Below are 22,579 nucleotides of genomic sequence, written 5' to 3' on the forward strand. Positions count from 1 at the left end.
GAAAAACAAGCCGCCTGTTCTGGAATGCAAAACAAGAGGAGGAGAACATGTCAAAGACCTTTCCAAGACGAGAGTTCCTGAAGAGCACTGCAGCCATGGGGGCTGGCGCACTTGCAATGCCGGCATTCGTCAGCCGCGCGTGGGCCGCATCGGATCAGCTCAACATCTGGGCTTATAACGGATTTGTCACAGAGGAGTTTCGCAATCGCTTCGAGAAGGAAAGCGGCATCCGCCTCAATATCCGCCTCGTGTCGGATCAGGGCGAGCAGTTCAATCTGCTGGCGGCCGAAAACGGCAATTTCAGCACCGACATCGTATGCTGTGCCGGTCACCGCTTCTATCAGTTCGTCGATGCCAGCTTTCTTGAGCCGGTCGATACGTCGCGGCTTTCCAACTGGTCGCAGATCGAAACTGAATATGCCGAAGCGGACTGGGTATCGCGCGGTGGCCAGCGATGGGGCGTACCTTTGCTGATCGCTTCGATGGGGCTGCTGTACAACACCGAGACCTTCACCGATACGGACAGCTGGGCTCCAATGTTCGCAGAAGAGAACAAGGGCAGGATCGCCTATCAGATACAGGACTTCTTCCCGATTGCGATGGACTATCTGGGCTTCGACGGATCGGCGGCGCGCTATCGGGGCAACACGGATGTTGCCCAGCGCGCGGTGGATGCTACGCGCGACTTCCTCATCGGGAAAAAACCGCTGGTACGGCGGTTTTACGATTCCGGCACAGAAGTGCAGCAAATGATGGTCAATGGGGACATCGCCCTTGCCCAGTCGTGGTCAGGAGCAGCCTCCAAGCTGATCCTTGACGGCTTTCCTGCCAGTTACACCATTCCGAAAGAGGGTGGCTGGGCGTTTGCCTATGGCTTCAACATCGTGCGCGGGGCAAAGAACCTCGACAATGCCTATCGCTTCCTCGACGCGCTGCTGGCCAGCCCGGAAAATGGCGCGGCGATGGTGCGCGAGACAGGCTATATCTCAGCACTCAAGGGCACTGAAGCGCTGCTTTCCGACGAGGAAAGGAAGGTTCTGTTCCTGTCACCGGAGCATCGCGGCAGGCTCACCTGGGTCAATGTCGAAACCGCGCCCTTCATCTTCGACCTGATCGACAAGGCGGCCGAGGAAATTCGGGCGGCATAACTGCAACGGCGGCGTTCGCGCCGCCGTTTCTCACTGCACAGGATATTTGTCATGACCCGCTTACTCGTGCATGCGCGCGATTTCCGAGCCTATCGGGCCCTGCTGGACCTGCATGCGCGCGCCGGCTGGTTTCGGCTGTCCATTGTCGCCGCACTGCCGGTCGCGTGGATCATCGTTGCCAATCTGGCTCCGCTCGTCCAGATGGCGATGATCAGCCTTTATGATCGCTATCCACTCGCCCCAGGCACTGAGCCGCAATTCACACTGCGTCACTACACGGCCTTCTTCGGGCGGCCGCTCTACCTGACGGCCTTCCTGCGCACCTTTGTCTTCGGCACCGCAGTCACCGCGCTGACACTGGTGGTGGTGTTTCCGATCGCCTTCTACATATCCAAGGTCGCCGCGCCGGCACGCCGAACCCGCCTGCTGTTGCTGGTGATTGCGCCGTTCTGGGTAAGCGAGGTCATCCGCAGCTTCGCATGGATACTTATGCTGGCCAACCGCGGTGCGGTGAACTCCTTCGCTTCATGGATCGGTCTGCCGGGCACGCCTTATGAACTGCTCTACAACAATGTTTCCCTGACCATCGGTGTTATCTATCTGACGTCACTCTACATGCTTTTGCCGCTCTATGCGGCACTGGAGAAGATCGACAGAAGCGTTCTGGAGGCTGCCTCCGATCTGGGAGCACCCGGATGGCGGCGTTTCACCCGCATCGTCCTGCCCTTGTCACGCGAGGGTGTGGTTACGGGCTGCACATTGGTTTTCCTGCTGACGGTTGGCTTGTTCGCCATGCCGCAATTGCTGGGCGGTCCCAACACCACCATGTTCGCCACCACAATCGGTCAGGTGTTCGCCAAGGCAGGCGATTCATGGCCGCTCGGCAGTGCTTTCAGCCTTATTCTGCTTGCCGCCGCGCTCGCCTATGTCGGCCTGTTCATGCTTCTGTTCCAGCCGCGCCGGAGAAAAACGTCATGAGATACCTGCGTGGTTTTTCACTGCCCGCCTATTTCTGGCTTTTCATCGCCTATCTCTTCGCGCCCCTACTGGTGATGGCGGCGATGGGGTTACGCGATTCCGCCTTCATCGCTTTTCCGATCACCAAATGGACAACCCACTGGTATGCCGACATGGTGTTCGATCGGGAGATGCTGTCTGCATTGGTGCTGTCGGCTCGCGTCGCTGTCCTGTCCACACTTATCGCACTGGCGGTGGGTTTGCCGACAGCATTGCTGCTGACACGCACCCGTGGGGTGATGCGCGCCATTCTGGTGGCGATCGTCGTCATGCCGGCCTTTCTGCCGGTGGTCGTTTCGTCGATCGCACTGCGGATGTTCATCAGCAGGCTGGGTATCGAGCCGGGCACTGCCGCGATCGTATTCGGTCATGCTGCAGGCTCAACGCCGTTCGTCGCGGTGATGGCCCTGACGCGACTGGACAGCATGGGCCACAATCTGGCGGATGCTGCGCGCGACCTCGGCGCCGACGAGGTGATCGTGTTCGTGCGCGTCGTGCTTCCATGGCTGGCGCCGGCCTTGTTCGGGGCCTTCATGTTCTGCCTGCTGTTGTCGTTCGAGGATTTCGTCCGGTCCTTTTTCCTTGGTGGTTTTGAGCCGACATTTCCCGTGCTGTTGTTCGCCAAGCTGCGCTTCGGCCTCAATCCCGGCATCGCGGCGATTTCGACAATGGTCCTTTTCACCACCATGGCGCTCGGCCTCTATGCCGAACGCTTCACGCGACGCAGACGGCTGCGCCGCGACGACCAGTGACACCTTGCGGAGCTGAATGAGATGACGAGTACCAATCCGGCGATCGAACTGAAGGATATCCGCAAGAGCTATGGAGCGGCGGTTGCCATTGACGGGGTCTCTCTCACCGTTGAGCGTGGCGTGTTCCTGACGCTTCTGGGGCCGTCCGGCTGCGGAAAATCGACGCTGCTGAGATCGATCGGCGGTTTTGTGGAGCCGGATTCGGGCAAGATTCTGGTCGATGGCCGCGACATCACGCACGAGCCCGCTTTTCGCCGGCCGGTCAATATGGTCTTTCAGGACTATGCGCTGTTCCCGCATATGAGCGTGCGTCGCAATATAGGCTTCGGCTGCGAGATGAAGAACTTGGATCGCGCGGCGATTGAAAGGCGATGCGACGAGCTTCTGGAGCTCATCCGCCTGCCGCAGCTCGGCGAGCGCATGCCGGACGAGCTTTCCGGCGGCCAGCGCCAGCGCGTGGCGCTGGCCCGTGCGCTGGCGCCCGACCCGGTTTCGCTGCTGCTCGACGAGCCGCTGGGCGCGCTCGACCTGAAGCTGAGGCAGGAGATGCAGAACGAACTGAAGGCGGTTCAGAAGCGGACAGGCAAGACCTTCGTCTTCGTCACCCACGATCAGGAGGAGGCGATGTCGATGTCGGATCTGGTGGCGGTGATGAACCGTGGCCGGATCGAGCAGATCGCATCGCCGCGCGAAATCTATTCGCGTCCCGCCACCGCCTTCGTCGCCGGTTTCATCGGCGCAGCCAACATGCTGGACGCCGAGGTAGAGGGCGTCGATGGCGACGGCATCGTTCTCGATATCGGCGGCAGCCGGTTCAGGCTGCCCTCGTCACGCTTGACCTCCGGGCGTGCCCTGAGGGCTGGCGACGCGGCAACGGTCGTCATCCGTCCCGAGCAACTCGCCGCCGGTGGGCGCGGGCAGGAGCAATCGCTCGAATTGCAAGGCAGGTTGGAGGATGTGACGTTTCTCGGGGGGCGGGCCCACATACGTTTTGTCACGGCCACCGGACAAATGATCCTGGCAGAGGCACCTCCTTCGATGGCTGACAACGTCGGCGATACAGTCAGCTTCATCTGCGGGTCGAACGAGATGGTCGTTCTGGCTGTCGACCAGAAATGAACCAGCCTCCTGCTCACAAACTCGACGTCATGAGATGTAGTGGAGCGTTTCCAGCAAGTCGCTGCTTAATCTGGACTTGGTGGAGAAAACACCGGCTCGGTGGTCACATGACGACCTCCATATACGAAAGCCTCGCAGGCGCTGTTATTTCTTGAGCAATAGAGCAACCAGTTCCGCCTGCCTGCCGGTATCAGTCTTCTGGAATATATTGCGCATATGGAAGGCAACGGTGGACCGGGATACACCAAGGTCAGCCGCGATCTGCATCAGCTTCCTGCCTTGTGTAAGCGCTTGGGTTATCCGTATTTCTGCGGGCGTGAGGCCGTATGACTGCGCCAGCGTTGAAAAATCTGGACCCGTCGTCTCCGGTGGGCGTGCCGAACGGATACGTTCGATCTGGCGCAAACGCGCTTCGATGGTCGCCAGCAACAGGTCATAATCGATTGGTTTGACAAGATAATCATCGGCACCAAGCCGCTTACCATCCACAATATGCCTTGGATCCGCAAGGGCAGAGAGGAACACGAACGGAATTTCGGCATAGTCCGGCCCCCTTTCATGCAGGGCCTTAAGCACGCCATAGCCGTTAAGTTCGGGCATGGAGATGTCGCAAAGAACCAGATCGGGGCAGACACGCGCCAGCTTGCCGAGCGCATGCTTGCCATTGTCGGCTTCTACCACATCATAGCCTGCCTCGACCAGTTCATCCCTGATGTCACGCCTCAGTTGCGCTTCATCCTCGATGCAAAGGATCACAAAGCGCTTCCGGTTCGGAGACGGCGCGAATGTCATGCCGGTTCCTTTCGTAGGGCCATGGCTGTAACGGAGCCGGAACCGGAGGCACTACTGGGCAGCAGCATCGCCATTCGAACCATGCCAGGCTCCGAATTTTGCAATTGCACATCACCGCCCTGCAAGCGGGCAAGCGCTCTGGCCATATAGAGGCCGACTCCGATACCGGGACGGCCTTCCGTATTGCTGCCGCGATAATAGCGTTCGAACAGCGCCTCCCGTTCGAATGACCTCTCCTGAGGTCCAGTGTTGGCTACTACGCATTCGATCTGCGTGCCGCTGTCGGTGAGGGTAATGCTTATCGGTGTCTTTGCCGGTGAGTATTTGACGGCATTGGACAGCAGATTCGTGAGGATGTGTTCCGCATGCACGGGATCACAATAGGCAATGGGAGAAGCGCCGTCTGGAAGCGTGACAGTGATTCGCCCCGAGCCAGTGTTTTCTGTCGACCGGGAGCAGATCTCTGCTACGAGGTCACCGAGATCGCAAAGCTGACTGCGGACTTCGATCTGGCCGGCATCGAGGCGTGCGGCGTCGAGGGTGCTTTCCACCAACCGCACCAGACGCGCGACAGCGCTGCGGGCTTCCTCGCCCCGTTCCAGGATTTCTTCCGGAGTCAGCCGGTCACGCCGGCGCATCAGGCGCTGAAGCGCGGAATCGACAAGGGCGAGCGGCGTGCGGAACTGGTGCGAGATCATGGTGCCGAAGTTCCGATAAAGATCCGCTGTAGCCCGCTCCCGGGTCAGGGCCGCGTCAAGCTCCTGCGTACGGGCCTGAACCAATTTCTCCAGATGATCGCGATGATCGGCAATCTCCCGTTGCGCCGCCCTGCGTTGCGTCACATCAGACGCCAACAGGATCGTGCCGATGATGCGTTCGCCGTCACGCAGAGAGAAGCAGCGCAAGTCGACATAAAGCGGCTCGCACTGGTGGGATGGGAAGAACGGTTGGTCCAGCAGTGCAACAGCCTGTCCCTGAAGGGCATCGCTGATCGCCTGCTCAATCCTGCCGACCTCGAAAAAGCCTGAGACGTCGCTCAACATCGCGCCTGTAGCCACGTCAGCGTTAACCCCAAACAACCGTTTGGCAGCCTCGTTCCAGACCGTGCAGCGCCGATCCATATCCACAGCGATGATGCCTTCACCGCTGGAGCCGATCAAAAGTTCGGAGAACGCCTTTTCCTGGTTGAGCAGACGGGACCGTTGCCTTGCATCGCGGATCGCCAGCAGAAAATGGATGCAAAGCACGGTGCCCGCCAGCGATATGCCGATCATGGAGATGATGATCTGCCATAACTGCTTGCGTGTGGCGTCCAGCGTAGCGCCAAGATCGTCCCATTCGGCCACCATTGCCTTGTTGGCCGCCTGCGTGAGGGCGGCATTGTAAGGAGCAAGCAGAGCCCTGATGCGGGGTACTACCTCTGGTCTACCGCTCATCAACAGCGAGCCAAGTTCGGGCAGGCTTCCCCGCAGGGTACCAAGCGCGGCGGCGGCACCCAGCGCTTCCATCCGCCGCCGCTGCGGGCCATCATCAAGCAAGGCAAGCCGGCTGAGAAATACGTTGTAACGCAATTCCAGCTGCGCGTGATCAACCTCACCGGCAACGCTGCCTGCGGCGGCCTCGCCCAACTGGAGGCTTGAAATATGCGCCCTGGAGATCACCCAAAGCATGTTCTGGGTGGCCTCGATGCGCATATCCCGCTCAAGGTCGGAAAGACGCATCAGCGAAAACGCCAGCAGAGCAACGAAGATGACGATGGCCGAAACCGGCAGCGCGACGCCAAGCAATGCACGCGCCTGACGGCTCATTGAATATCCAGCCATCGCAATTGCCAGACCCAGCGATAGTCGAAGCGGATATCCTGCAACTCCGCATGCTGGTCACGCGGATAGATTATCCATAACGGCCCCTTGTCGCTCGGCAACAACGGTTCGCCATCCATTTCATAGGCTACGAGGACATCAAACCGGTCGAATTCCTCGATCGCAATGTCAATTGCGTAATCGTTCAGGGCTCTCGCCGTCACGGTTGTGCCCCGGGCACCGATATGCGCCAGAAGGTCTCTCATCAGAAATCCGCTAAAGCGACGCACACCATCTGTGACGGCTGTCGCTGTTTCCAGCCGGGCGACAGGCAACGCCCTCAGCATCTCCATGTCGAAATACGCCGCTCCTTGCGTATTGATCCTGGAAATGGCACCCCGAACCTCAAGTATTGGGGGAGACATTGGCGGCGGGATTTTTTCCATGTCACGTCCATGGACGTCAGAGGAAAAGTGAAACAACGTGGCCGCCAGGATAGAAAAGAAAAATCTTCGCAAATTGACGCGCCGCCTCCCAGGCTTTTCCGTGTATTTTTTCTGCCAGTTTATTCCATCCGTTCTGCAGCTCGGATAGCTGGGGCCAATTATACCCAGGCTTGCCGGCATGTCCCTATCCAAATGAACGGGGCATATTGGGTTTGCGCCTGCTAAGCTTGCGCAACAGGCATATAGGGCGGAGCAGAGCATGTGGGATTTCAATGTCGGCAATGCGCTGGCAATGATGGCGCGGACCATGCCGTTCATCGTGCTGCGGATGGTCGTCTATTTCGGCATCGCCGCTGGCTACGTTCTGGTAACCGGAACCGGTGCGGGCATCGGCTATGGCGTTGGCGGCTTCGGTGACGAAGGATTTCAGGCCAATACGACCATGTGGGGCGCCATCATGGGGTTCGGCCTGTTTGGCGCCATCATGTACTGGGCGCGCGAATACATCCTTTATATCGTCAAGGCGGGCCATATAGCGGTGCTGGTCGAGCTGATCGACGGCAAGCCAATGCCAGACGGAAAGTCGCAAGTCAGCCATGCGACAGCGGTGGTAAAGGAGCGTTTCGCTCAGGCCAGCGTGCTGTTTGCCATCGATCAGCTCGTCAAGGGCGTGATCGGCGCGATCACGGGGCTGGTGCGCGGAATTCTGACCATCCTGCCCATACCTGGCGCGCAGCAGCTTTCCGGTATCCTGCATGCCTTCCTGCGGGTCGCCGTCGGCTTCATCGACGAGGTCATCCTCGCCTACGCAATTCGCACTGGTTCGACCAACCCATGGGGATCGGCCAGGGAAGCGCTGGTGCTCTATGGCCAGAATTACAAGGTGATGCTCAAGAACGCCGCCTGGCTGGCGATCATTGTCTACCTCATGAGCTTTCTCGTGTTTCTGGTCATGCTCGCGCCGGCGGCTCTCGTCGTCTATCTGATGCCGGGAGCCTGGGCGGCAGGCGGCTTCGTCTTCGCACTGCTGTTTGCCTGGAGTGTCAAGGCGGCGCTTCTGGAACCCTTCGCCATCGCCTGCATGATGCAGGTCTACTTCAGGACCATTGAAGGCCAGCAGCCAAACCCCGAATGGGACGCAAGGCTGGAACAGATGTCGGCCAAATTCCGCAAGCTGAAGGCCCGGGCCCTGGGTGAAGCACGACCTTCCGCCGCAGCCGAAAGCAGCTGGCGTCAGGCGTGACGCGCCATTCACGACAGGAGACAATGATGAAAGTTCTGAAGGCAGCGCTGGTCGCGGCCACGGCAGTCACGATGTCCATTTCGGACGCCTCGGCGGCTGAGGATGTGGTGATCGTCTATGACGCCTCCGGCTCGATGTGGGGCCAGATCGACGGCACCAGCAAGATTGAAATCGCGCGCGACGTGATGGCCGATCTCGTGACCGGCTGGTCCGACGACATCAATCTCGGCCTCGTCGCCTACGGGCATCGCTCGGAAGGCGACTGCCGCGACATCGAGACCCTGATCGAGCCGGGGCCGCTCGACCGGGCAAGCTTCATCAGCACGGTGAACCGCATCCGCCCGAAAGGAAAGACGCCGATTTCCGCCGCGGTTCAGCACGCCGCGGAACTCCTGTCCTATCGCGACAACCCCGCCACCGTGGTGCTCATTTCCGATGGTCTGGAAACCTGTCAGGCCGACCCTTGTGCGCTGGCCGAGCAACTGGCGCGGCAGGGCGTGAAGTTCACGACCCATGTCGTCGGCTTCGACCTTGAGGATCAGGCCCATGAAAGCCTTGCCTGTATTGCCGAAAACACCGGCGGCGTCTTCGTTCCGGCGCAGAATGCCGATGAATTGAAGGCCGCGCTGGCCCATGTCCAGTCGGTGATGGATTTGCAGCCAATGACGCCGCCAGAGGCCGAAGTGGCGCCTGAGCCGGAGCCGGAGCCACAAGCGGAAATAGCGATCCAGGCGCCGGAACAGGTGACGACCGGATCAAGCTTCAAGGTAACCTGGTCGGCGTCGATCCATCCGGAAGACTATGTCACCATCGTTCCGGTCGGAGCCGAGGAAGGAAAATACACCAACTATCAGCGCGTGCGTGATGTCACCGAAAACAGGTTGATCGCGCCCGCCCAGCCCGGTTTGTACGAGGTACGTTACGTCACACGGAAAGATGGCCATACGCTGGGAGCAACTCCCGTCGAGGTCGTCGAGACCGAAATCGGTATCACTGCGCCGCAACAGGTGACCACAGGCGCAAGCTTCAAGGTGACATGGTCGACGTCGATCCATCCGGAAGATTATGTCACCATCGTCCCCACCGGAACCGAGGAGGGAAAATACACCAACTATCAGCGCGTGCGCGATGTCACCGAAAACAGACTGACCGCGCCGGCAGAGCCCGGCCTTTACGAAGTACGCTACGTGCTGCGCGAAGGGGGCCGCACCATGGCGTCTACGCCTGTGGAGGTCGTTGAAGCCGAGATCGGGGTCGCCGCGCCGAAAGAGGTGATTACTGGCGCAAGCTTCAAGGTGACCTGGTCGGCGTCGATCCATCCGGAAGACTATGTCACCATCGTTCCCGTGGGAGCCGAGGAAGGAAAATACACCAACTATCAGCGCGTGCGCGATGTCACCGAAAACCGATTGGTCGCGCCCGCAGAGCCGGGTCTTTACGAAGTGCGCTATGTGCTGCGCGAAGAGGGCCGCACCATGGCGTCCACCCCTGTGGAAATCGTTGAGGCCGAAGTGACGGTGAGCGGCCCCGATGTCGTCCGGGCGGGAACCAGGATTCAGGTGAGTTGGTCGATCTCGATCCACCCGGAAGACTATGTCACCATTGTTCCCGCTGGGACTGCCGAGGGTAAATATGCCGACTATATCCGGGTTCGGGACGCACGTGCCGGCGAGATGAAGGCGCCAGCCGAAACAGGGCTTTACGAAATCCGCTATGTGTTGCGCGAAGGCGCCCGCACTCTTGCCAGCCACCAGCTGGAAGTGGTGGCGCAAGACGCGCCGCTGGATGACGGGGCTGGACTGGCGGCACCGTCAGAGGCCGGGGCCGGCGAGACAATCACTGTGTCGTGGCGCGCGGAAGCCGGAAGCGCTGACCAGCGCGTCGCCCTTGCCCGCGCCGATCAGGCCGATTTCAGCTGGATTGCCGCGCACAAGATCGGAACGGAAAAGTCGCTGGAACTGCAGATGCCGGCACAGGCCGGAACCTATGAAATCCGGTTTCTTGACCTCGGCGGCCGCAAGGTTCTGGGCCGTTCAATCGTAGAGGTGAAATGACCATGACGCACACATTCAAGGCCGCATTGCTTGTCATGGTGCTCGGCCTGGCCGCGCCTGCCGCCCATGCCGAAATCGACGGCCACGGCCCGGATGCCTGGCGCGTCACGGGCGTATCCGGCAACGATGTTCTCAACGCCCGGATGGGCCCCGGCACCAATTATCCGGTGATCGAGACATTCGCCCACAATGAACGCAACATGCAGCAGATCACCTGTGTGCCGTTCTACACCGCTGCCCACTATATGGCGATGACGCAGGCGCAGATCAGCGCGCTGCCGCCCCGCTGGTGCCTGATGCGCAACAAGGCCATGAGCAAGGCCGGCTGGGTAGCGCAACGCTATATCACCCCCGATGGCAGCGAACCCATCGCCTCAGCGACAAAGTCCCGCCCGGCACAGCCAGCGCCCGAACCCTATGCAGCAGCCCCCGGCATCGATCCGGTTGCTCAGGCGCAGGACTTGGTGCGTGAGCTCTACGAACGCCAGTTCCAGTCGGAAAACAGCAATCTGCCGAGCGCATTCGATCCTGCCGTATCCAGAAACTACTTCACCGACGACATCGTCGCCTGGCTGGCTTCCGGCAATGTCGGTGCACATCCTCTGTATGGCGCCCAGGACTTCGACGGCGCCATCGGAGACCCCATGCCCGACCTCGATCAGCCGATGCTGCGCGGGATGATTACCATCAATGTCGATTTCACCAATTTCGGCAAGGACCAGCGCGCGGTCTTCCACCTGCGCGCCGACACCACAAAACCCGGCGCGCCATTGCGGATCTTCCGCGTCGAGCACAATGGCTGGTCTTATCCGTAGGTCATGGAGAAAGTCGTGATCACAGGAAATTTTGGAATGGACGGGTGTAGAACCGTATCCGTTGCCATGGTCGGCTTGTTCGGCGCCCTGATGCTGACAGGTTGCAGAGCGGAGGCAGAAGCGCCGACATCAGAAAGCTCCGCCGCCGTCGCAATAAGTGTTTTGGAAACATCCGCAGGGCGCTACGAATTTACGCCGACCACATGCGGCATCCATAGCCAGGATGGTTTCGACGATATTGAAATCCAGGGACCAGGGACGGCACCAGATGGAGAAAGACTCTTTTTCGAACTGTCTTCTACTGCAAATGCAATGACCATCGGCCTCGGCGTCGATGGCCCGTTCGCCAGTCCCGAGCGTCGGATCCAGGCCGGACGTGTCTATTCACAGGAGTTCACAATCGTGGCTTCCGGGAGACAACTGTCCGTTGCCGGTCTGGTCTTGGTGGACGAAAACGGCGCATCTATCGATGACGGCGCGACCCTAACCATCGATTGCGGCGCGCAGTAAGGAACAGGGCCTTGATTTCCTGCGAGGTTTAACACGTAGTTTTCGCCCAGGAATGAACGCTTTCATGGATTGGGTTGCGTGTCTTGTCGCTGCCGACCAGTTCGGCCGTGAAGCGGCGGCGATCCTTCAGCGTCACCGCGATCTAGCTCGCGCCGTCGACGACATGGTGGTTGGTGAGAATGTAACCCTTGTCCGCGTCGACGATGACGCCGGACCCGGCGCTCATGCGGGGCCTTTGCTGCGGCATCTGCGGCAGGTCGAAGAAGCGCCGGAAATAGGGATCGTTGAAGAGCGGGTTGGTTTCGGCAGACGCGCGAGACGGGACGGCGATGTTGACCACCGCGGGCGTGGCCTCCTCCAGAACATCGGGCAACGAACGCTCGCCACGCACGCCGGATGCCACATCCTGTGCGGCAGCGGGCGGCACAGCGCCACCGGAAAATGACAATGCAAGGCACGTGACAAGGACGGCGACAATCTGCGGGGCGCGAGGCAGGCCGATGAACATTGTCGATCTCCCGATATGGTTCCTTCGTGTGGGATACGGCGCTGCCGTCGCACCGGAAGAGATCTTCCGCCGCCGGTCCTTCGCGCATCTGGTGCGATTGGAGATGAACCCCGCCCGAAGGCGAGGTTCCTGGATCATTGCGGCCGGCTGCCTCTCGACAGGGCCGACACCTGCGCCGCCGCATGGAACATCAGCGCGGAGGCTGCCGTGCGCCGATCCCATCCAGCCATCACGAGCCTGTCGAGCAGGGTTTCGATCAGCGGGGCCAATGCCGTCCGCGCCTCCGCATCGTGCGACAGGAACTCGGACGGCGGATGATGCGGCACAGGTACATGGTCAAAGTCTGGCATGAGGCTCATGTCAGTCTCCGATCTATGCTTTGCTCCTGACCGCTCCCGATACGAGAGCGGTCACTTTCAGCGCGAGATGGTCAGAAGTCCATGCCGCCCGCAGGCATCGCCGGGGCTGCTTCCTTCTTCGGCTTCTCTGCGATCATCGCCTCGGTGGTGACGAGCAGGCCGGCGACGGACGCCGCGTCCTGCAAGGCAGTACGCACCACCTTCGCCGGGTCTATGACCCCCTGTGCGAAGAGATCGCCATACTCGTCGGTCTGGGCGTTCCACCCGTAAGCAAAATCGGGCTTCTCCCGCAGCTTGCCGACGATGATCGAACCTTCGGCGCCGGCATTTTCGGCGATCTGGCGCACCGGCGCCTCGATGGCCCGGCGCACGATCTCCACGCCGTGCTTCTGGTCGACATTGTCGGTCTGGATACTGTCGAGTGCCTTCTGCGCACGCAGCAGCGCCACGCCGCCGCCGGGCAGAATACCCTCCTCAACAGCCGCGCGGGTCGCATGCAACGCGTCATCGACGCGGTCCTTCTTCTCCTTGACCTCGACCTCGGTCGCACCGCCGACGCGGATCACCGCGACGCCGCCGGCGAGCTTGGCCAGCCGCTCCTGCAGCTTCTCGCGGTCGTAATCGGAGGTCGTCTCCTCGATCTGCGCCTTGATCTGCTTCACGCGGCCTTCGATCTCGGCCTTTGAACCGGCGCCATCGACGATGGTGGTGTTCTCCTTCTCGATCACCACCTTCTTGGCGCGCCCGAGCATCTCCAGCGTGACATTCTCCAGCTTGATGCCGAGATCCTCACTGATCGCCGTGCCGCCGGTGAGGATGGCGATGTCCTCCAGCATGGCCTTGCGGCGGTCGCCGAAGCCCGGCGCCTTGACGGCCGCGACCTTCAAGCCACCGCGCAGACGGTTGACGACGAGCGTGGCCAGCGCCTCGCCCTCGACATCCTCGGCGATGATGACGAGCGGCTTGCCGGACTGGACGACAGCTTCGAGCACGGGAAGCATGGCCTGAAGGTTGGAAAGCTTCTTTTCATGGATAAGGACATAGGGATCCTCGAACTCGACCCGCATCTTGTCCTGATTGGTGATGAAGTAGGGCGAGAGATAGCCGCGGTCGAACTGCATGCCCTCGACCACCTCGAGCTCGGTCTCGGCGGTCTTGGCTTCTTCGACCGTGATGACGCCCTCATTGCCGACCTTCTGCATCGCCTCAGCGAGGAAGCGGCCTATCTCGGAATCGCCATTGGCCGAGATCGTGCCGACCTGCGCGATCTCGTCGTTCTTCGAAATCTTGCGGGCGTTGGCCTTGAGTTCGGCGACAACCGCATCCACCGCCTTGTCGATGCCGCGCTTCAAATCCATCGGGTTCATACCGGAGGCCACGGCCTTCGCGCCTTCCTTGACGATGGCCTGCGCCAGAACGGTCGCGGTGGTTGTGCCGTCGCCGGCGAGATCGTTGGTCTTACTCGCCACCTCGCGCACCATCTGCGCGCCCATGTTCTCGAACTTGTCCTCAAGCTCGATCTCCTTCGCGACCGAAACGCCGTCCTTGGTGATGCGCGGCGCGCCGAACGACTTGTCGATGACGACGTTGCGGCCCTTCGGCCCGAGCGTCACCTTGACGGCATTGGCGAGAATGTCGACGCCGCGCAGCATCTTCTCGCGGGCTTCGGTGTTGAACTTGACTTCCTTGGCAGCCATTGGATCACTCCTTCAATAGGCAGTTTTCATTGACTGGTTGATGATCGAAGAATCCGTCAGGCGGCCTTCTTCAGCGTCGCGGTCTGCTCGATCACGCCCATCACGTCGCTTTCCTTCATGATGAGCAGGTCTTCGCCGTCGAGCCGGATCTCGGTGCCGGACCATTTGCCGAACAGAATGCGGTCGCCGACCTTTACGTCGAGCTCAATGATCTTGCCCGCATCGTCGCGGGCACCGGGGCCGACGGCGATCACTTCGCCTTCGCTCGGCTTTTCCTTGGCGGTATCGGGAATGATGATGCCGCCTGCGGTTTTCTCGTCGGCTTCGATGCGGCGAACCAGGATACGGTCATGCAATGGACGGAACGTCATATCGTTCTCCTCAAGGACAAACAGATTTTGAGAGGTCCCTCCGCTCCGGCCCGGTGAGAACCGGAGCGGGGCCGCGCAACCCTTGTCGGCGTCACGCGCGTATCGATCTGGTTTTGGCGATTTTCGATTTCAAGAGAGGAATGCAAAATTTTTGGCACTCGCAGCCATTCACTGCTAGTGCGATGTAATCGCAGCCGAAATTGACACCATCGAGCATCCGGGCACTTGAAAAATTCGCTCGATTGGCCGAACTTCCTTCTGTGCCGTGCCGGGAGGTGCGGTCCGGAGTCCTGATCGAAACGGAGTTTTTGGAACGGCTGAAAACGGAAGGAGGACAGCGATGCGCCGAGCCGATTTTTCGACGATCATTCCCTCTCTCGCGCCACGAGCCGAAGACATTGCGCTCGACCGGCTCCTGTCGCCGGCGCGCCACTACAGGCATCCCGAGGATGTGCTGCGCGACGACACGCTCGAACGCAGCGAAAAGCGCGCCATTCTCTCGTCATGGGCATCCGACGCATGCGCGGTCGAATCGATGCCCGCACTGCGCCAGCCGCCGGGCGCAGAAAGCCCCATCCCATTCGATGTCATCATGGATGCGCTGCGGCGACTTGATCGCGACGACATCGGGGCGGACGATGCCGTATGCGGATCCGCAGACCATCACCATCGTCTTCACGCATGAAACGACAAAGGAGAGACATATGCCAGCGATCGTCAGTCGTGAATTCCGGATGCAGATGGAAGGCTACGGCCTGACCACAGCCGAAATCCACTATCGTCTTCCAGATCACCCGAGCCTGTTGCAGGTCTATGTCTGGCAGGATTACGATCTTGCCCCGAAGTTTCCCGAACTGCGCGGCTTTCTCGACTACTGGACCGAGACGCTGGAGGGCGCGCTGCACTCCGTGCGCGTCGCCCACCACCGTCTGATCCAGCCATCAGAATGGAAAGCCGTCGACGGGATCATATCCGTTCACTGAAGCCCGGCGGGAATTCCCTGATAGCTACCGAGAGTACCCCGAACTCGCGTGCGTCGTGCTCCCTGAACGAGGCCCGCTCGCATTGCAGCCTTCATGAAGCTCCGGCGCGCCTCCTTCGCAGAGCGCCATCCATCGAGTGCGTCCCGACAGGCAGCAATGGCATTCCGCCAACGACGTCCACGTGCCCAGTCCGGCCATTCGCGCTCAAGGCATTCCAGTGCTTCAAAACCTGTCGCCACCTTTCGGAGGCCAGTTTTTGGCATGCGCAGAATTACGGGTTCTTGGAACACGACATCAGACATCACTTCCTCCTTGTTTTCTGATCGTCTTTTAAGAGCAAGTAACTGATCGTTCTGTACGATCTCTTGTGATCTGGGCATACCGACGGGCCTCTTCAACCCTCCATCCGTATCTCAGTCAACGCCGTCATCATCAGGTTCAAGCAGATCGATGAGTTGGCTGACGCGTGTGTCCGGGAGCGGTCGCCCTTCGCCCATCAGCGCCTCGTCATTGTTAAGCCAGTTCCACGCTTCTCGCAGTTCATCAACACTCGCCCCGGTTGCGATAAGCCCCGCCGCCAGATCGTCGTCTATGGAGCCGAGCACTGAAACGATGTCGTCATAGGTCATGGCAGGCCTCCATTCATATTACCAACCAACTCATCACATGGTGTAGTTGTTCTCAAATTCCAACAGCCTGAAATAGCTGTAGAAATTTTCTGCCGTCACCCTCTTGAAACTCAGAGATGACGAAACCAGATCGATTGTGCGCCGCTGCCACTACGGGGCGGCGCCGGTTAAAAAAGCCGGACAATCTTGTACCCATGTTGCTTCAAGGAGGATGTGGCTATGAGAACCACTTTCGATTTTTCTCCCCTGTTCCGGTCGAGCATCGGCTTCGACCGTCTGGTCAATGCGCTGGAGGCAGCCAGCCGCGTCGAGAGCATCGACAATTGGCCTCCCTATGACATCGCAAAGACTGACGAAGACGACTACCGCATCACCATGGCGGTGGCCGGCTTCAGCGAAGACGAGCTTTCCATCACGCAGGAGCAGAACATGCTTCTCGTGGCGGGTAGCAAAGCCACCGACGAGAATGCGCAGTATCTGCATCGCGGCATTGCCGGACGCTCGTTCCAGCGTCGCTTCCAGCTCGCCGACCACGTGCGAGTTGAAGGCGCGACTCTCGTCAACGGCCTCCTGACAATCGATCTTCGGCGTGAGATCCCGGAGGAGATGAAGCCTCGTCGGATTGCGATCTCGTCGCAGGAGAAGACGATGCAGATTGAAGCCCCTTCGCAGACCAACGAGCAGATCGCAGCCTGACGCTTTTGTCAGTTTACGTATCGCCAGCGCCGGGCCACGCGTCCGGCGCCATCAGCGAAGCTGTGTCCAATTGTTCAGAACAGAAGGAGAGTAACCATGAACGTACGTGACCTGATCCCCTGGGGCCGTGACACGAGCAGCAATCAGGCTCCCGCTGTCTATCGTGAAGAGGACCGCAATCCGTTCCTGTCGCTGCACCGGGAAGTCAATCGCCTGTTCGATGATGTCTTTCGCTCGTTTGATCGAAACCTGCCAGCTTTTGACTCTCTGGCTTCCTTCGGACGGGGGTGGCCAAGCGTCGAAATCTCCGAGACTGAAAAGGAGATCCGCATAACCGCAGAAGTGCCAGGTCTGGAGGAAAAGGACATCGAACTGGTTCTGGACGACGGTGTGCTGACGCTAAGAGGCGAAAAGCGATCTGAGACCGAGGACAAGGACAAGCAGTTCTCGGAACGCTTCTACGGCCGTTTCGAGCGCCGTATCCCGGTTGGAAGGGAAATCGTCGAGGACAAGATCGACGCCAGGTTCAAGAATGGCGTGCTCAACCTCATCCTTCCCAAGACCGAAAAGGCACAGTCGCAGGTAAAACGCATAGCGATCAAGAGCTGACGACGGTTTCTACGCCGGCGGGTTCGTTGCGCCCGTCGGCGCCGACCTTCACCGATCACGGAGGAAGAACCATGAACATTGCTGCAAGAAGGACATCAATGGCAGATGGTCCTGTCGACCGGGCCGTGCCGGGAGCCAACGACAATCGTCGCACGATGCTGTCAATAGGACGCTCCTTATTCCCCAGCGATGCCGTGGCCAGGATCTACCGCCCATCTCGCTCGGCGACTACCAGTGCTCCGTCGCGCGATCAATGGAAGCTCGTGTTCGAGGCGCGCAGCCCGTCTTTTATCGAACCGCTCATGGGCTACACCGGCAGCCGGGACACACTGAAGCAGGTCGAGCTTAAGTTCCCGACGCTGGCGTCTGCGATCCGTTACGCGCAGCGGCAGGGTCTTTGCTATGTCGTGGACGTACCAAAGGATAAGGCTAGGATTACCATGGATAAGTCTGGAGAAAAGCGAAACACATTCTCCGATGCGACGCTCGGCAAGCTTGGCCTCGCCGGGCTTTCGGACAAGTACCGTCGGGCCATGTCGAATGACGCCAATCGCAATGATGGGGATGGCGGCTGGGCTTCGCCGATGGATGTCGTGACTGACAACCGGCTCCCCCTTGATGCGAGGCGGTCGATCCTGATGAACTGGGCCTGGACCGAATTCCTGATCGATCAGGCCACCAACGAGGGCATGCCTGAGAACGGCCGCCCCTCGCGCCTTGATGAGGTTGAGCAGGCGCTGCTTGCTCTCGAAAGAGGCGTGGATGCCCAGTCGAATGGTCCGGGGCATCTCGAAGCAGCATGAGGTGATTCCATGGATCCATTTGTCACGATCGATGCACAAAAGGTTCTGCCTAACAGGTTCGGGCTGGCTCTCGCAGGGGCCATGCGTTGTAGAGCGCTGAGGCGGGGCGATGAGCCTCGACTGGCGCTGGAAGGAATGACAACGCAGGATCTTGCGCTGCATGAGATTGCTGCGGGTGCTTTCACCGATGCGGAGCTTGCTCCGTTCCGTATCGGACAGCAGCCTGTGGGGCGTCTGCGCGCTCCACATCAGCAGTTGTGTGCCGGCTTCCCATCTCGTGACACCGGCACCTGCGTTCCGCCCGACAGGCGGACCGCTCATTGACGACGCATCAAACCGGAATGGAGGAAAACGATGCTGAAGACATTCGAAAACCGCTCTGCCTTTGATGTTGTGAATATTGCCGCCGGCCTCGGACTGGCCATAACGCCATGGATTCTGGGTTATGCGGCTCTAACGACTGCGGCCTGGAACGCATGGCTTGTAGGAGCGGCGATCGCCGTTGTTGCATGCATTGCGCTGTTCGCGTTCAGCGAATGGCAACAGTGGGTTAACACGGCGTTAGGCGTCTGGTCGGTCGCGGCGCCATGGGTGTTGCCATTCTCGACCAACAGCAGCGCGACGATCTCCCATGTCGTCGTCGGCCTGATCGTGGCTGCTGCTGCGGGCTACAGTCTTTGGAACGGCTCCGACAAACCGTTCTCAACGGCCTGACCGAGGGGCCCGGCTCTGCCGGGCCCTTTCACGTTGATCTGCCTCAAACGAGGACAGGGTGGTCTGGCTAAAGTGATGTCGGTAGGGGCGGCGTGCCCCACGCAGATGCATGGCGATAGAGAATGGACAAGAAGACGCAGTTCAATATCTGGTACTGGATCGCCGCCTTTCTCGGCCTGATGGTCTTCCAGTACCTCTTCGCGGCGGCGACGCAAGTCGCGCAAATTCCCTACAGCGAGTTCCAGACCTATCTTACGCAGGGGCGCATCGCCGAGGTCGCCGTCTCCGACCGCTTCATCCAGGGTCGCTTCACCGAACCGGTGGACGGCCGGCCGATGTTCATCACCACCCGCGTCGAGCCCGATCTGGCGCGCGATCTCCAGCAGCACGACGTCGTCGTCACCGGCCAGGTCGAGAGCACCTTCCTGCGCGACCTCCTGTCGTGGGTCGTTCCCGTCGCGCTGTTCGTCGGGTTGTGGATGTTCATCTTGAGGCGAATGGGCGGCGGCATGGGCGGCGGCCTGATGCAGATCGGCAAGTCCAAGGCCAAGGTCTATGTGCAGACGGACACCGGCGTGACCTTCGCCGACGTCGCCGGCGTCGACGAGGCCAAGGCCGAGTTGCAGGAGATCGTCGATTTCCTGAAGGACCCGGAGGAGTACGGCCGGCTCGGCGGGCGAATGCCCAAGGGCGTGCTTCTAGTCGGCCCGCCCGGCACCGGCAAGATGCTGCTCGCGAGAGCGGTGGCCGGCGAGGCGGGCGTGCCCTTCTTCTCCATCTCCGGCTCCGAATTCGTCGAGATGTTCGTCGGCGTCGGCGCCGCGCGCGTTCGCGACCTGTTCGAGCAGGCGCGCGCCAAGGCGCCGGCCATCATCTTCATCGACGAGCTCGACGCGCTCGGCCGCGCCCGCGGCATCGGTCCGATGGCCGGCGGCCACGACGAGAAGGAGCAGACGCTCAACCAGCTTCTGGTCGAGCTCGACGGCTTCGACCCGTCGAGCGGGCTGGTGCTGCTCGCCGCCACCAACCGGCCGGAGATCCTCGACCCGGCGCTGCTGCGCGCCGGGCGCTTCGACCGGCAGGTCCTGGTCGACCGGCCGGACAAGCAGGGCCGCATCGCCATCCTGCATGTCCACATGAAGAAGGCAAAGCTCGCGCCGGACGTGTCGCCGGAGCAGATCGCGGCGCTGACGCCCAGCTTCACCGGCGCGGAGGGTGATAAACGGGGCGACCGAGGCCACCCCGTATGAGAGCTATTCAGCAGCGACCATATGCTGTTCTTCCTCGTCGTCAGCGGGATCATCATCCTCGCGATCGCCGGAGAGGAAATCGGGCAGATCGTCGGCTTCTGCCGTGGCATCCGATGCCGGATCGACTTCGATACCTTCGTCCGCCATGCGCAGCGGCTCGGGCAGCCAGCCGGTATCCGCAAGCAGGCGTTCAGCTTCCTGGGCCATGTCGCCCTTCTTGAGGTGTCCGATCAACTCGGCGGCCCGATCACCGGCCCCTTCGCGCACGGCTTCAAGGATCCGCGGCTTGGTCACGCGGCCGAGATAATTGCCAACCGTCGGCTGCCAGCCTACCGCCACCATGTCGAGGCCGGTCGAACGCGCGAGCCGGTCAGCTTGCGACAGGCGGATGTCCAACCCGTGTTGGCTGACACCCGTGCCGCTGTAAGGGTTCGGCTTCTCATATAGTGCGTTGACACCGAAGCTGACGCAATGAGCAAGCAGATCCATGCGCGAGCCATCGTCCAGATCGGTCAGCCAATCCCAGAGGGCGGTATCGTCTGCCGGGACATGATCGCCCCAGCGTTCGTGGCGGTCAGCGATGGCCTTGGCCGACGCGCTGTCGCGCAGATCCTCGGCCTGTGCGGGCAGATGAACCTCCCGGACCTGGGCTTCCAGGCAACCGCGACTGGAATGCGGCATGAAGCAATCCATGACCAGCCGGTGGAGTAGCGCCGTCATGGCGACATGCGGGTTCACCGCAACCGCATCCCGCAGCGCCAGCGTGCGATGTGCGGTCAGCTCGCTGACCAGACGATCAGGCAGAGGCTTGATGGTCTCGCTCTCGTCGTCATCCTCCTGTTCGACCGGCTGACCGCCCCGCGTGATAACCGCACGCATGCGGCTCACCTCTGGTTCTGCCGGCTGGATTACCTCGCCGGTTTCCGGGTCAATTATCTCAGCCTCCGGTTCCGAAGGCGTTTCATCCTCGGCGCGAACATAGCCGCGTTCGATCAGCAGGGAGCCATCGGAGTCGATACTGACGAAGACGCCAGCCATGCCGATTTGATCGGGGTCGAAGGTCATCGGACGGCGCTCGAAGGTTTCCAGCGCCTGTTCGATCTCACCGAGGCGGGCGTCGATCTCGTCCGGCAGTTCGTCAGCCTCGCCATATTCGGCTTCAAGCCGGTCATATTCGTCGCGCAATGCCTCGCGGGTGGCGCGTTCCTCTTCGGTCAGATCGACTGTGATGCCGACAAGCTGGCGAAGACCATGATCGTGACCATAGGGAAAGGTGATAGCGACATCGATCCATTTCCAGCCCTCGGCGGCGATGGCTTCGGCTTCCGCCTTGAGCTTTTCGCCCACCAGCCGGTCGAGCAGCACCGGATCTTGCAGCCAGCCGCCATCGTCCTGCTGGAAGAGATCGCGCAAGACGCAGCCACCAGCTTCCTCATAGGGAGCAATGCCGACAAACACTGCCCGCTTGTCGGCGGCGCGGACCGTGGTTTCGGTCAGCAGGCGGCGGATGTGGTAGGGTTCCTTCTGCCAGCCATCCTTGATCGCTTCCCAGACCTGCTCCTGACGGGCATGGTCAGAACTGACGCTGAAGGCCATAAGCTGTTCCAGCGTCATGCCGTCCTCGGCATAGACGTCGAGCAAGGCCGGTGAGACGGAAACCAGACGCAAGCGCTGCTTCACTACCTTGGCATCCACGAAGAAGGCGGCGGCGATGGCCTCCTCGGTCATGCCCTTCTTGCGCATGGCCTGGAAGGCGCGGAACTGGTCGAGCGGATGCAACGGTGCGCGCTCGATATTCTCGGCGAGCGACACCTCGTCGATCAGCACATCGGCGCTGGCCTCCGACACGACGCAGGGGACTGGCGCGACCTTGGCGAGGCGCTTCTGCTTGACCAGCAGTTCCAGCGCGCGGAAACGGCGACCGCCGGCGGGCACCTCGAACATGCCCGTTTCCTTGCCCTCGGCATCCACCACCGGGCGAACATGCAGAGACTGGATCAGGCCGCGGCGGGCGATGGACTCGGCCAGTTCCTCGACCGAGATCCCGGCCTTGACGCGCCGGACGTTGGACTGGCTGAGAACCAGCTTGTTGAAGGGAATGTCGCGCGAGGACGACAGGGTGATCTTCTGAACGGCAGTGGCCATGTCAGTTACTCCATGACGGACGCCGGTGAGCCTCTCTCTCCGGCTATCAGCCCGTCACGAAGCGAAGCGCCGCCCTCTTCCTCTGAAGAGAGCGACGCCAGCCGCAGAACCTGAAAC

The 22,579-nt window shown here is 60.7% G+C and carries 23 protein-coding genes and 2 pseudogenes; 15 read left to right on the top strand and 10 right to left on the bottom strand.

The genetic code is table 11. The annotated features are described in order from the left end of the window. Positions 1–47: 47 nt before the first annotated feature. From MIC97_RS14225 to MIC97_RS14240, 4 genes are read left to right on the top strand one after another with little or no spacing between them, the layout of a single operon-like run. A complete protein-coding gene (locus MIC97_RS14225; protein WP_239800548.1) occupies positions 48–1,148 on the top strand; it encodes an extracellular solute-binding protein in 1,101 nt (366 codons plus the stop codon). Positions 1,149–1,199: 51 nt separating this feature from the next. Continuing rightward, positions 1,200–2,126, top strand: coding sequence for an ABC transporter permease (locus MIC97_RS14230; RefSeq protein WP_239800549.1), 927 nt, complete (start codon positions 1,200–1,202; stop codon positions 2,124–2,126). Continuing rightward, complete coding sequence (locus MIC97_RS14235) at positions 2,123–2,917, top strand: ABC transporter permease (RefSeq protein ID WP_239800550.1); 795 nt, start codon at positions 2,123–2,125, stop codon at positions 2,915–2,917. The genes MIC97_RS14230 and MIC97_RS14235 overlap by 4 nt, the downstream gene beginning before the upstream one ends. 21 nt (positions 2,918–2,938) lie before the next feature. Then, a complete protein-coding gene (locus MIC97_RS14240; RefSeq protein WP_239800551.1) occupies positions 2,939–4,036 on the top strand; it encodes an ABC transporter ATP-binding protein in 1,098 nt (365 codons plus the stop codon). 144 nt (positions 4,037–4,180) lie between these two features. On the opposite strand, the gene MIC97_RS14245 is transcribed toward MIC97_RS14240, so the two are convergent. Genes MIC97_RS14245 through MIC97_RS14255 form a run of 3 tightly spaced genes read right to left on the bottom strand, consistent with a single transcriptional unit; the run spans position 4,181 to position 7,256 of the window. Further along, positions 4,181–4,828, bottom strand: a complete 648-nt coding sequence (locus MIC97_RS14245) for a response regulator transcription factor (protein ID WP_239800552.1) — start codon at positions 4,826–4,828, stop codon at positions 4,181–4,183. Further along, positions 4,825–6,636: a PAS domain-containing sensor histidine kinase gene (locus tag MIC97_RS14250; protein WP_239800553.1), complete on the bottom strand. Its 1,812-nt coding sequence runs from the start codon at positions 6,634–6,636 to the stop codon at positions 4,825–4,827. Before MIC97_RS14250 ends, MIC97_RS14245 begins: the two co-directional genes overlap by 4 nt. Continuing rightward, positions 6,633–7,256 (bottom strand): molybdopterin-dependent oxidoreductase, encoded by a 624-nt coding sequence (locus MIC97_RS14255; RefSeq protein ID WP_239800554.1) that lies wholly within the window; start codon positions 7,254–7,256, stop codon positions 6,633–6,635. The genes MIC97_RS14250 and MIC97_RS14255 overlap by 4 nt, the downstream gene beginning before the upstream one ends. Positions 7,257–7,335: 79 nt before the next feature. On the opposite strand from MIC97_RS14255, the gene MIC97_RS14260 reads away from it, so the two are divergent. From MIC97_RS14260 to MIC97_RS14275, 4 genes are read left to right on the top strand one after another with little or no spacing between them, the layout of a single operon-like run. Continuing rightward, positions 7,336–8,319: a hypothetical protein gene (locus tag MIC97_RS14260; RefSeq protein WP_239800555.1), complete on the top strand. Its 984-nt coding sequence runs from the start codon at positions 7,336–7,338 to the stop codon at positions 8,317–8,319. A 23-nt stretch (positions 8,320–8,342) separates the two neighbouring features. Further along, positions 8,343–10,373: a VWA domain-containing protein gene (locus MIC97_RS14265; RefSeq protein ID WP_239800556.1), complete on the top strand. Its 2,031-nt coding sequence runs from the start codon at positions 8,343–8,345 to the stop codon at positions 10,371–10,373. 2 nt (positions 10,374–10,375) lie between these two features. Next, positions 10,376–11,188, top strand: coding sequence for a hypothetical protein (locus MIC97_RS14270; protein WP_239800557.1), 813 nt, complete (start codon positions 10,376–10,378; stop codon positions 11,186–11,188). A gap of 15 nt (positions 11,189–11,203) precedes the next feature. Next, positions 11,204–11,698, top strand: a complete 495-nt coding sequence (locus MIC97_RS14275; RefSeq protein WP_239800558.1) for a hypothetical protein — start codon at positions 11,204–11,206, stop codon at positions 11,696–11,698. A gap of 82 nt (positions 11,699–11,780) precedes the next feature. On the opposite strand, the pseudogene MIC97_RS14280 reads toward MIC97_RS14275, so the two are convergent. The 4 genes and pseudogenes from MIC97_RS14280 to MIC97_RS14295 all read right to left on the bottom strand — a co-directional run. Further along, positions 11,781–12,206, bottom strand: a pseudogene (locus tag MIC97_RS14280) (trypsin-like peptidase domain-containing protein); the annotation flags it as partial. Positions 12,207–12,340: 134 nt separating this feature from the next. Then, positions 12,341–12,565 carry a hypothetical protein gene (locus MIC97_RS14285; protein ID WP_239800559.1) on the bottom strand — a complete coding sequence of 75 codons (225 nt, stop codon included), beginning with the start codon at positions 12,563–12,565 and terminating at the stop codon, positions 12,341–12,343. A 71-nt stretch (positions 12,566–12,636) separates the two neighbouring features. Continuing rightward, positions 12,637–14,262 (bottom strand): chaperonin GroEL, encoded by a 1,626-nt coding sequence (groL, locus tag MIC97_RS14290; protein ID WP_239800560.1) that lies wholly within the window; start codon positions 14,260–14,262, stop codon positions 12,637–12,639. Positions 14,263–14,318: 56 nt separating this feature from the next. Further along, positions 14,319–14,633 (bottom strand): co-chaperone GroES, encoded by a 315-nt coding sequence (locus MIC97_RS14295; protein ID WP_122066815.1) that lies wholly within the window; start codon positions 14,631–14,633, stop codon positions 14,319–14,321. Positions 14,634–14,973: 340 nt separating this feature from the next. On the opposite strand from MIC97_RS14295, the gene MIC97_RS14300 reads away from it, so the two are divergent. Continuing rightward, the gene (locus tag MIC97_RS14300) at positions 14,974–15,318 is read left to right on the top strand and encodes a hypothetical protein (protein ID WP_183824455.1); all 345 of its coding nucleotides are present in this window, start codon (positions 14,974–14,976) and stop codon (positions 15,316–15,318) included. 19 nt (positions 15,319–15,337) lie between these two features. Further along, positions 15,338–15,616, top strand: a complete 279-nt coding sequence (locus MIC97_RS14305) for an usg protein (RefSeq protein ID WP_091523882.1) — start codon at positions 15,338–15,340, stop codon at positions 15,614–15,616. Here MIC97_RS14305 and MIC97_RS14310 read toward each other — a convergent pair. Continuing rightward, positions 15,610–15,996: a DUF982 domain-containing protein gene (locus MIC97_RS14310; protein ID WP_338149057.1), complete on the bottom strand. Its 387-nt coding sequence runs from the start codon at positions 15,994–15,996 to the stop codon at positions 15,610–15,612. The two genes, MIC97_RS14305 and MIC97_RS14310, sit on opposite strands and share 7 nt — an antisense overlap. Positions 15,997–16,029: 33 nt before the next feature. After that, entirely contained in the window at positions 16,030–16,245 is a 216-nt protein-coding gene (locus tag MIC97_RS14315; RefSeq protein WP_035029037.1) for a hypothetical protein, read from the bottom strand. Positions 16,246–16,464: 219 nt separating this feature from the next. Between MIC97_RS14315 and MIC97_RS14320 the strand changes: the two genes are divergently transcribed. The 5 genes and pseudogenes from MIC97_RS14320 to MIC97_RS14340 all read left to right on the top strand — a co-directional run. Then, positions 16,465–16,941, top strand: coding sequence for an Hsp20 family protein (locus tag MIC97_RS14320; RefSeq protein WP_035029034.1), 477 nt, complete (start codon positions 16,465–16,467; stop codon positions 16,939–16,941). Positions 16,942–17,037: 96 nt separating this feature from the next. Further along, a complete protein-coding gene (locus MIC97_RS14325) occupies positions 17,038–17,550 on the top strand; it encodes an Hsp20/alpha crystallin family protein (RefSeq protein WP_035029032.1) in 513 nt (170 codons plus the stop codon). A 71-nt stretch (positions 17,551–17,621) separates the two neighbouring features. Then, a complete protein-coding gene (locus MIC97_RS14330) occupies positions 17,622–18,353 on the top strand; it encodes an NADH dehydrogenase ubiquinone Fe-S protein 4 (RefSeq protein ID WP_345773549.1) in 732 nt (243 codons plus the stop codon). A 354-nt stretch (positions 18,354–18,707) separates the two neighbouring features. After that, a complete protein-coding gene (locus MIC97_RS14335) occupies positions 18,708–19,067 on the top strand; it encodes an SPW repeat protein (protein WP_239800561.1) in 360 nt (119 codons plus the stop codon). Between the two features lie 122 nt (positions 19,068–19,189). Then, positions 19,190–20,281: pseudogene (locus tag MIC97_RS14340) on the top strand (ATP-dependent metallopeptidase FtsH/Yme1/Tma family protein); the annotation flags it as partial. A 39-nt stretch (positions 20,282–20,320) separates the two neighbouring features. On the opposite strand, the gene MIC97_RS14345 reads toward MIC97_RS14340, so the two are convergent. After that, positions 20,321–22,462 (bottom strand): ParB/RepB/Spo0J family partition protein, encoded by a 2,142-nt coding sequence (locus tag MIC97_RS14345; protein ID WP_239800562.1) that lies wholly within the window; start codon positions 22,460–22,462, stop codon positions 20,321–20,323. Positions 22,463–22,579 lie beyond the last annotated feature (117 nt).

Origin of the sequence: Aquamicrobium sp. NLF2-7 (assembly GCF_022359935.1) — a bacterium.
Lineage (GTDB): Bacteria > Pseudomonadota > Alphaproteobacteria > Rhizobiales > Rhizobiaceae > Mesorhizobium > Mesorhizobium lusatiense.

Bases quoted from the DNA above. Each gene is read 5' to 3' on its own strand.
- MIC97_RS14235 (WP_239800550.1), top strand. From the start codon at position 2,123: ATGAGATACCTGCGTGGTTTTTCACTGCCCGCCTATTTCTGGCTTTTC.
- MIC97_RS14265 (WP_239800556.1), top strand. From the start codon at position 8,343: ATGATGAAAGTTCTGAAGGCAGCGCTGGTCGCGGCCACGGCAGTCACG.
- MIC97_RS14245 (WP_239800552.1), bottom strand. From the start codon at position 4,828: ATGACATTCGCGCCGTCTCCGAACCGGAAGCGCTTTGTGATCCTTTGC.
- MIC97_RS14230 (WP_239800549.1), top strand. From the start codon at position 1,200: ATGACCCGCTTACTCGTGCATGCGCGCGATTTCCGAGCCTATCGGGCC.
- MIC97_RS14320 (WP_035029034.1), top strand. From the start codon at position 16,465: ATGAGAACCACTTTCGATTTTTCTCCCCTGTTCCGGTCGAGCATCGGC.
- MIC97_RS14285 (WP_239800559.1), bottom strand. From the start codon at position 12,565: ATGAGCCTCATGCCAGACTTTGACCATGTACCTGTGCCGCATCATCCG.
- MIC97_RS14250 (WP_239800553.1), bottom strand. From the start codon at position 6,636: ATGAGCCGTCAGGCGCGTGCATTGCTTGGCGTCGCGCTGCCGGTTTCG.
- MIC97_RS14270 (WP_239800557.1), top strand. From the start codon at position 10,376: ATGACGCACACATTCAAGGCCGCATTGCTTGTCATGGTGCTCGGCCTG.
- MIC97_RS14325 (WP_035029032.1), top strand. From the start codon at position 17,038: ATGAACGTACGTGACCTGATCCCCTGGGGCCGTGACACGAGCAGCAAT.
- MIC97_RS14225 (WP_239800548.1), top strand. From the start codon at position 48: ATGTCAAAGACCTTTCCAAGACGAGAGTTCCTGAAGAGCACTGCAGCC.
- MIC97_RS14240 (WP_239800551.1), top strand. From the start codon at position 2,939: ATGACGAGTACCAATCCGGCGATCGAACTGAAGGATATCCGCAAGAGC.
- MIC97_RS14300 (WP_183824455.1), top strand. From the start codon at position 14,974: ATGCGCCGAGCCGATTTTTCGACGATCATTCCCTCTCTCGCGCCACGA.
- MIC97_RS14335 (WP_239800561.1), top strand. From the start codon at position 18,708: ATGCTGAAGACATTCGAAAACCGCTCTGCCTTTGATGTTGTGAATATT.
- MIC97_RS14255 (WP_239800554.1), bottom strand. From the start codon at position 7,256: ATGCCGGCAAGCCTGGGTATAATTGGCCCCAGCTATCCGAGCTGCAGA.
- groL (WP_239800560.1), bottom strand. From the start codon at position 14,262: ATGGCTGCCAAGGAAGTCAAGTTCAACACCGAAGCCCGCGAGAAGATG.
- MIC97_RS14315 (WP_035029037.1), bottom strand. From the start codon at position 16,245: ATGACCTATGACGACATCGTTTCAGTGCTCGGCTCCATAGACGACGAT.
- MIC97_RS14330 (WP_345773549.1), top strand. From the start codon at position 17,622: ATGAACATTGCTGCAAGAAGGACATCAATGGCAGATGGTCCTGTCGAC.
- MIC97_RS14305 (WP_091523882.1), top strand. From the start codon at position 15,338: ATGCCAGCGATCGTCAGTCGTGAATTCCGGATGCAGATGGAAGGCTAC.
- MIC97_RS14295 (WP_122066815.1), bottom strand. From the start codon at position 14,633: ATGACGTTCCGTCCATTGCATGACCGTATCCTGGTTCGCCGCATCGAA.
- MIC97_RS14310 (WP_338149057.1), bottom strand. From the start codon at position 15,996: ATGCCCAGATCACAAGAGATCGTACAGAACGATCAGTTACTTGCTCTT.
- MIC97_RS14345 (WP_239800562.1), bottom strand. From the start codon at position 22,462: ATGGCCACTGCCGTTCAGAAGATCACCCTGTCGTCCTCGCGCGACATT.
- MIC97_RS14260 (WP_239800555.1), top strand. From the start codon at position 7,336: ATGTGGGATTTCAATGTCGGCAATGCGCTGGCAATGATGGCGCGGACC.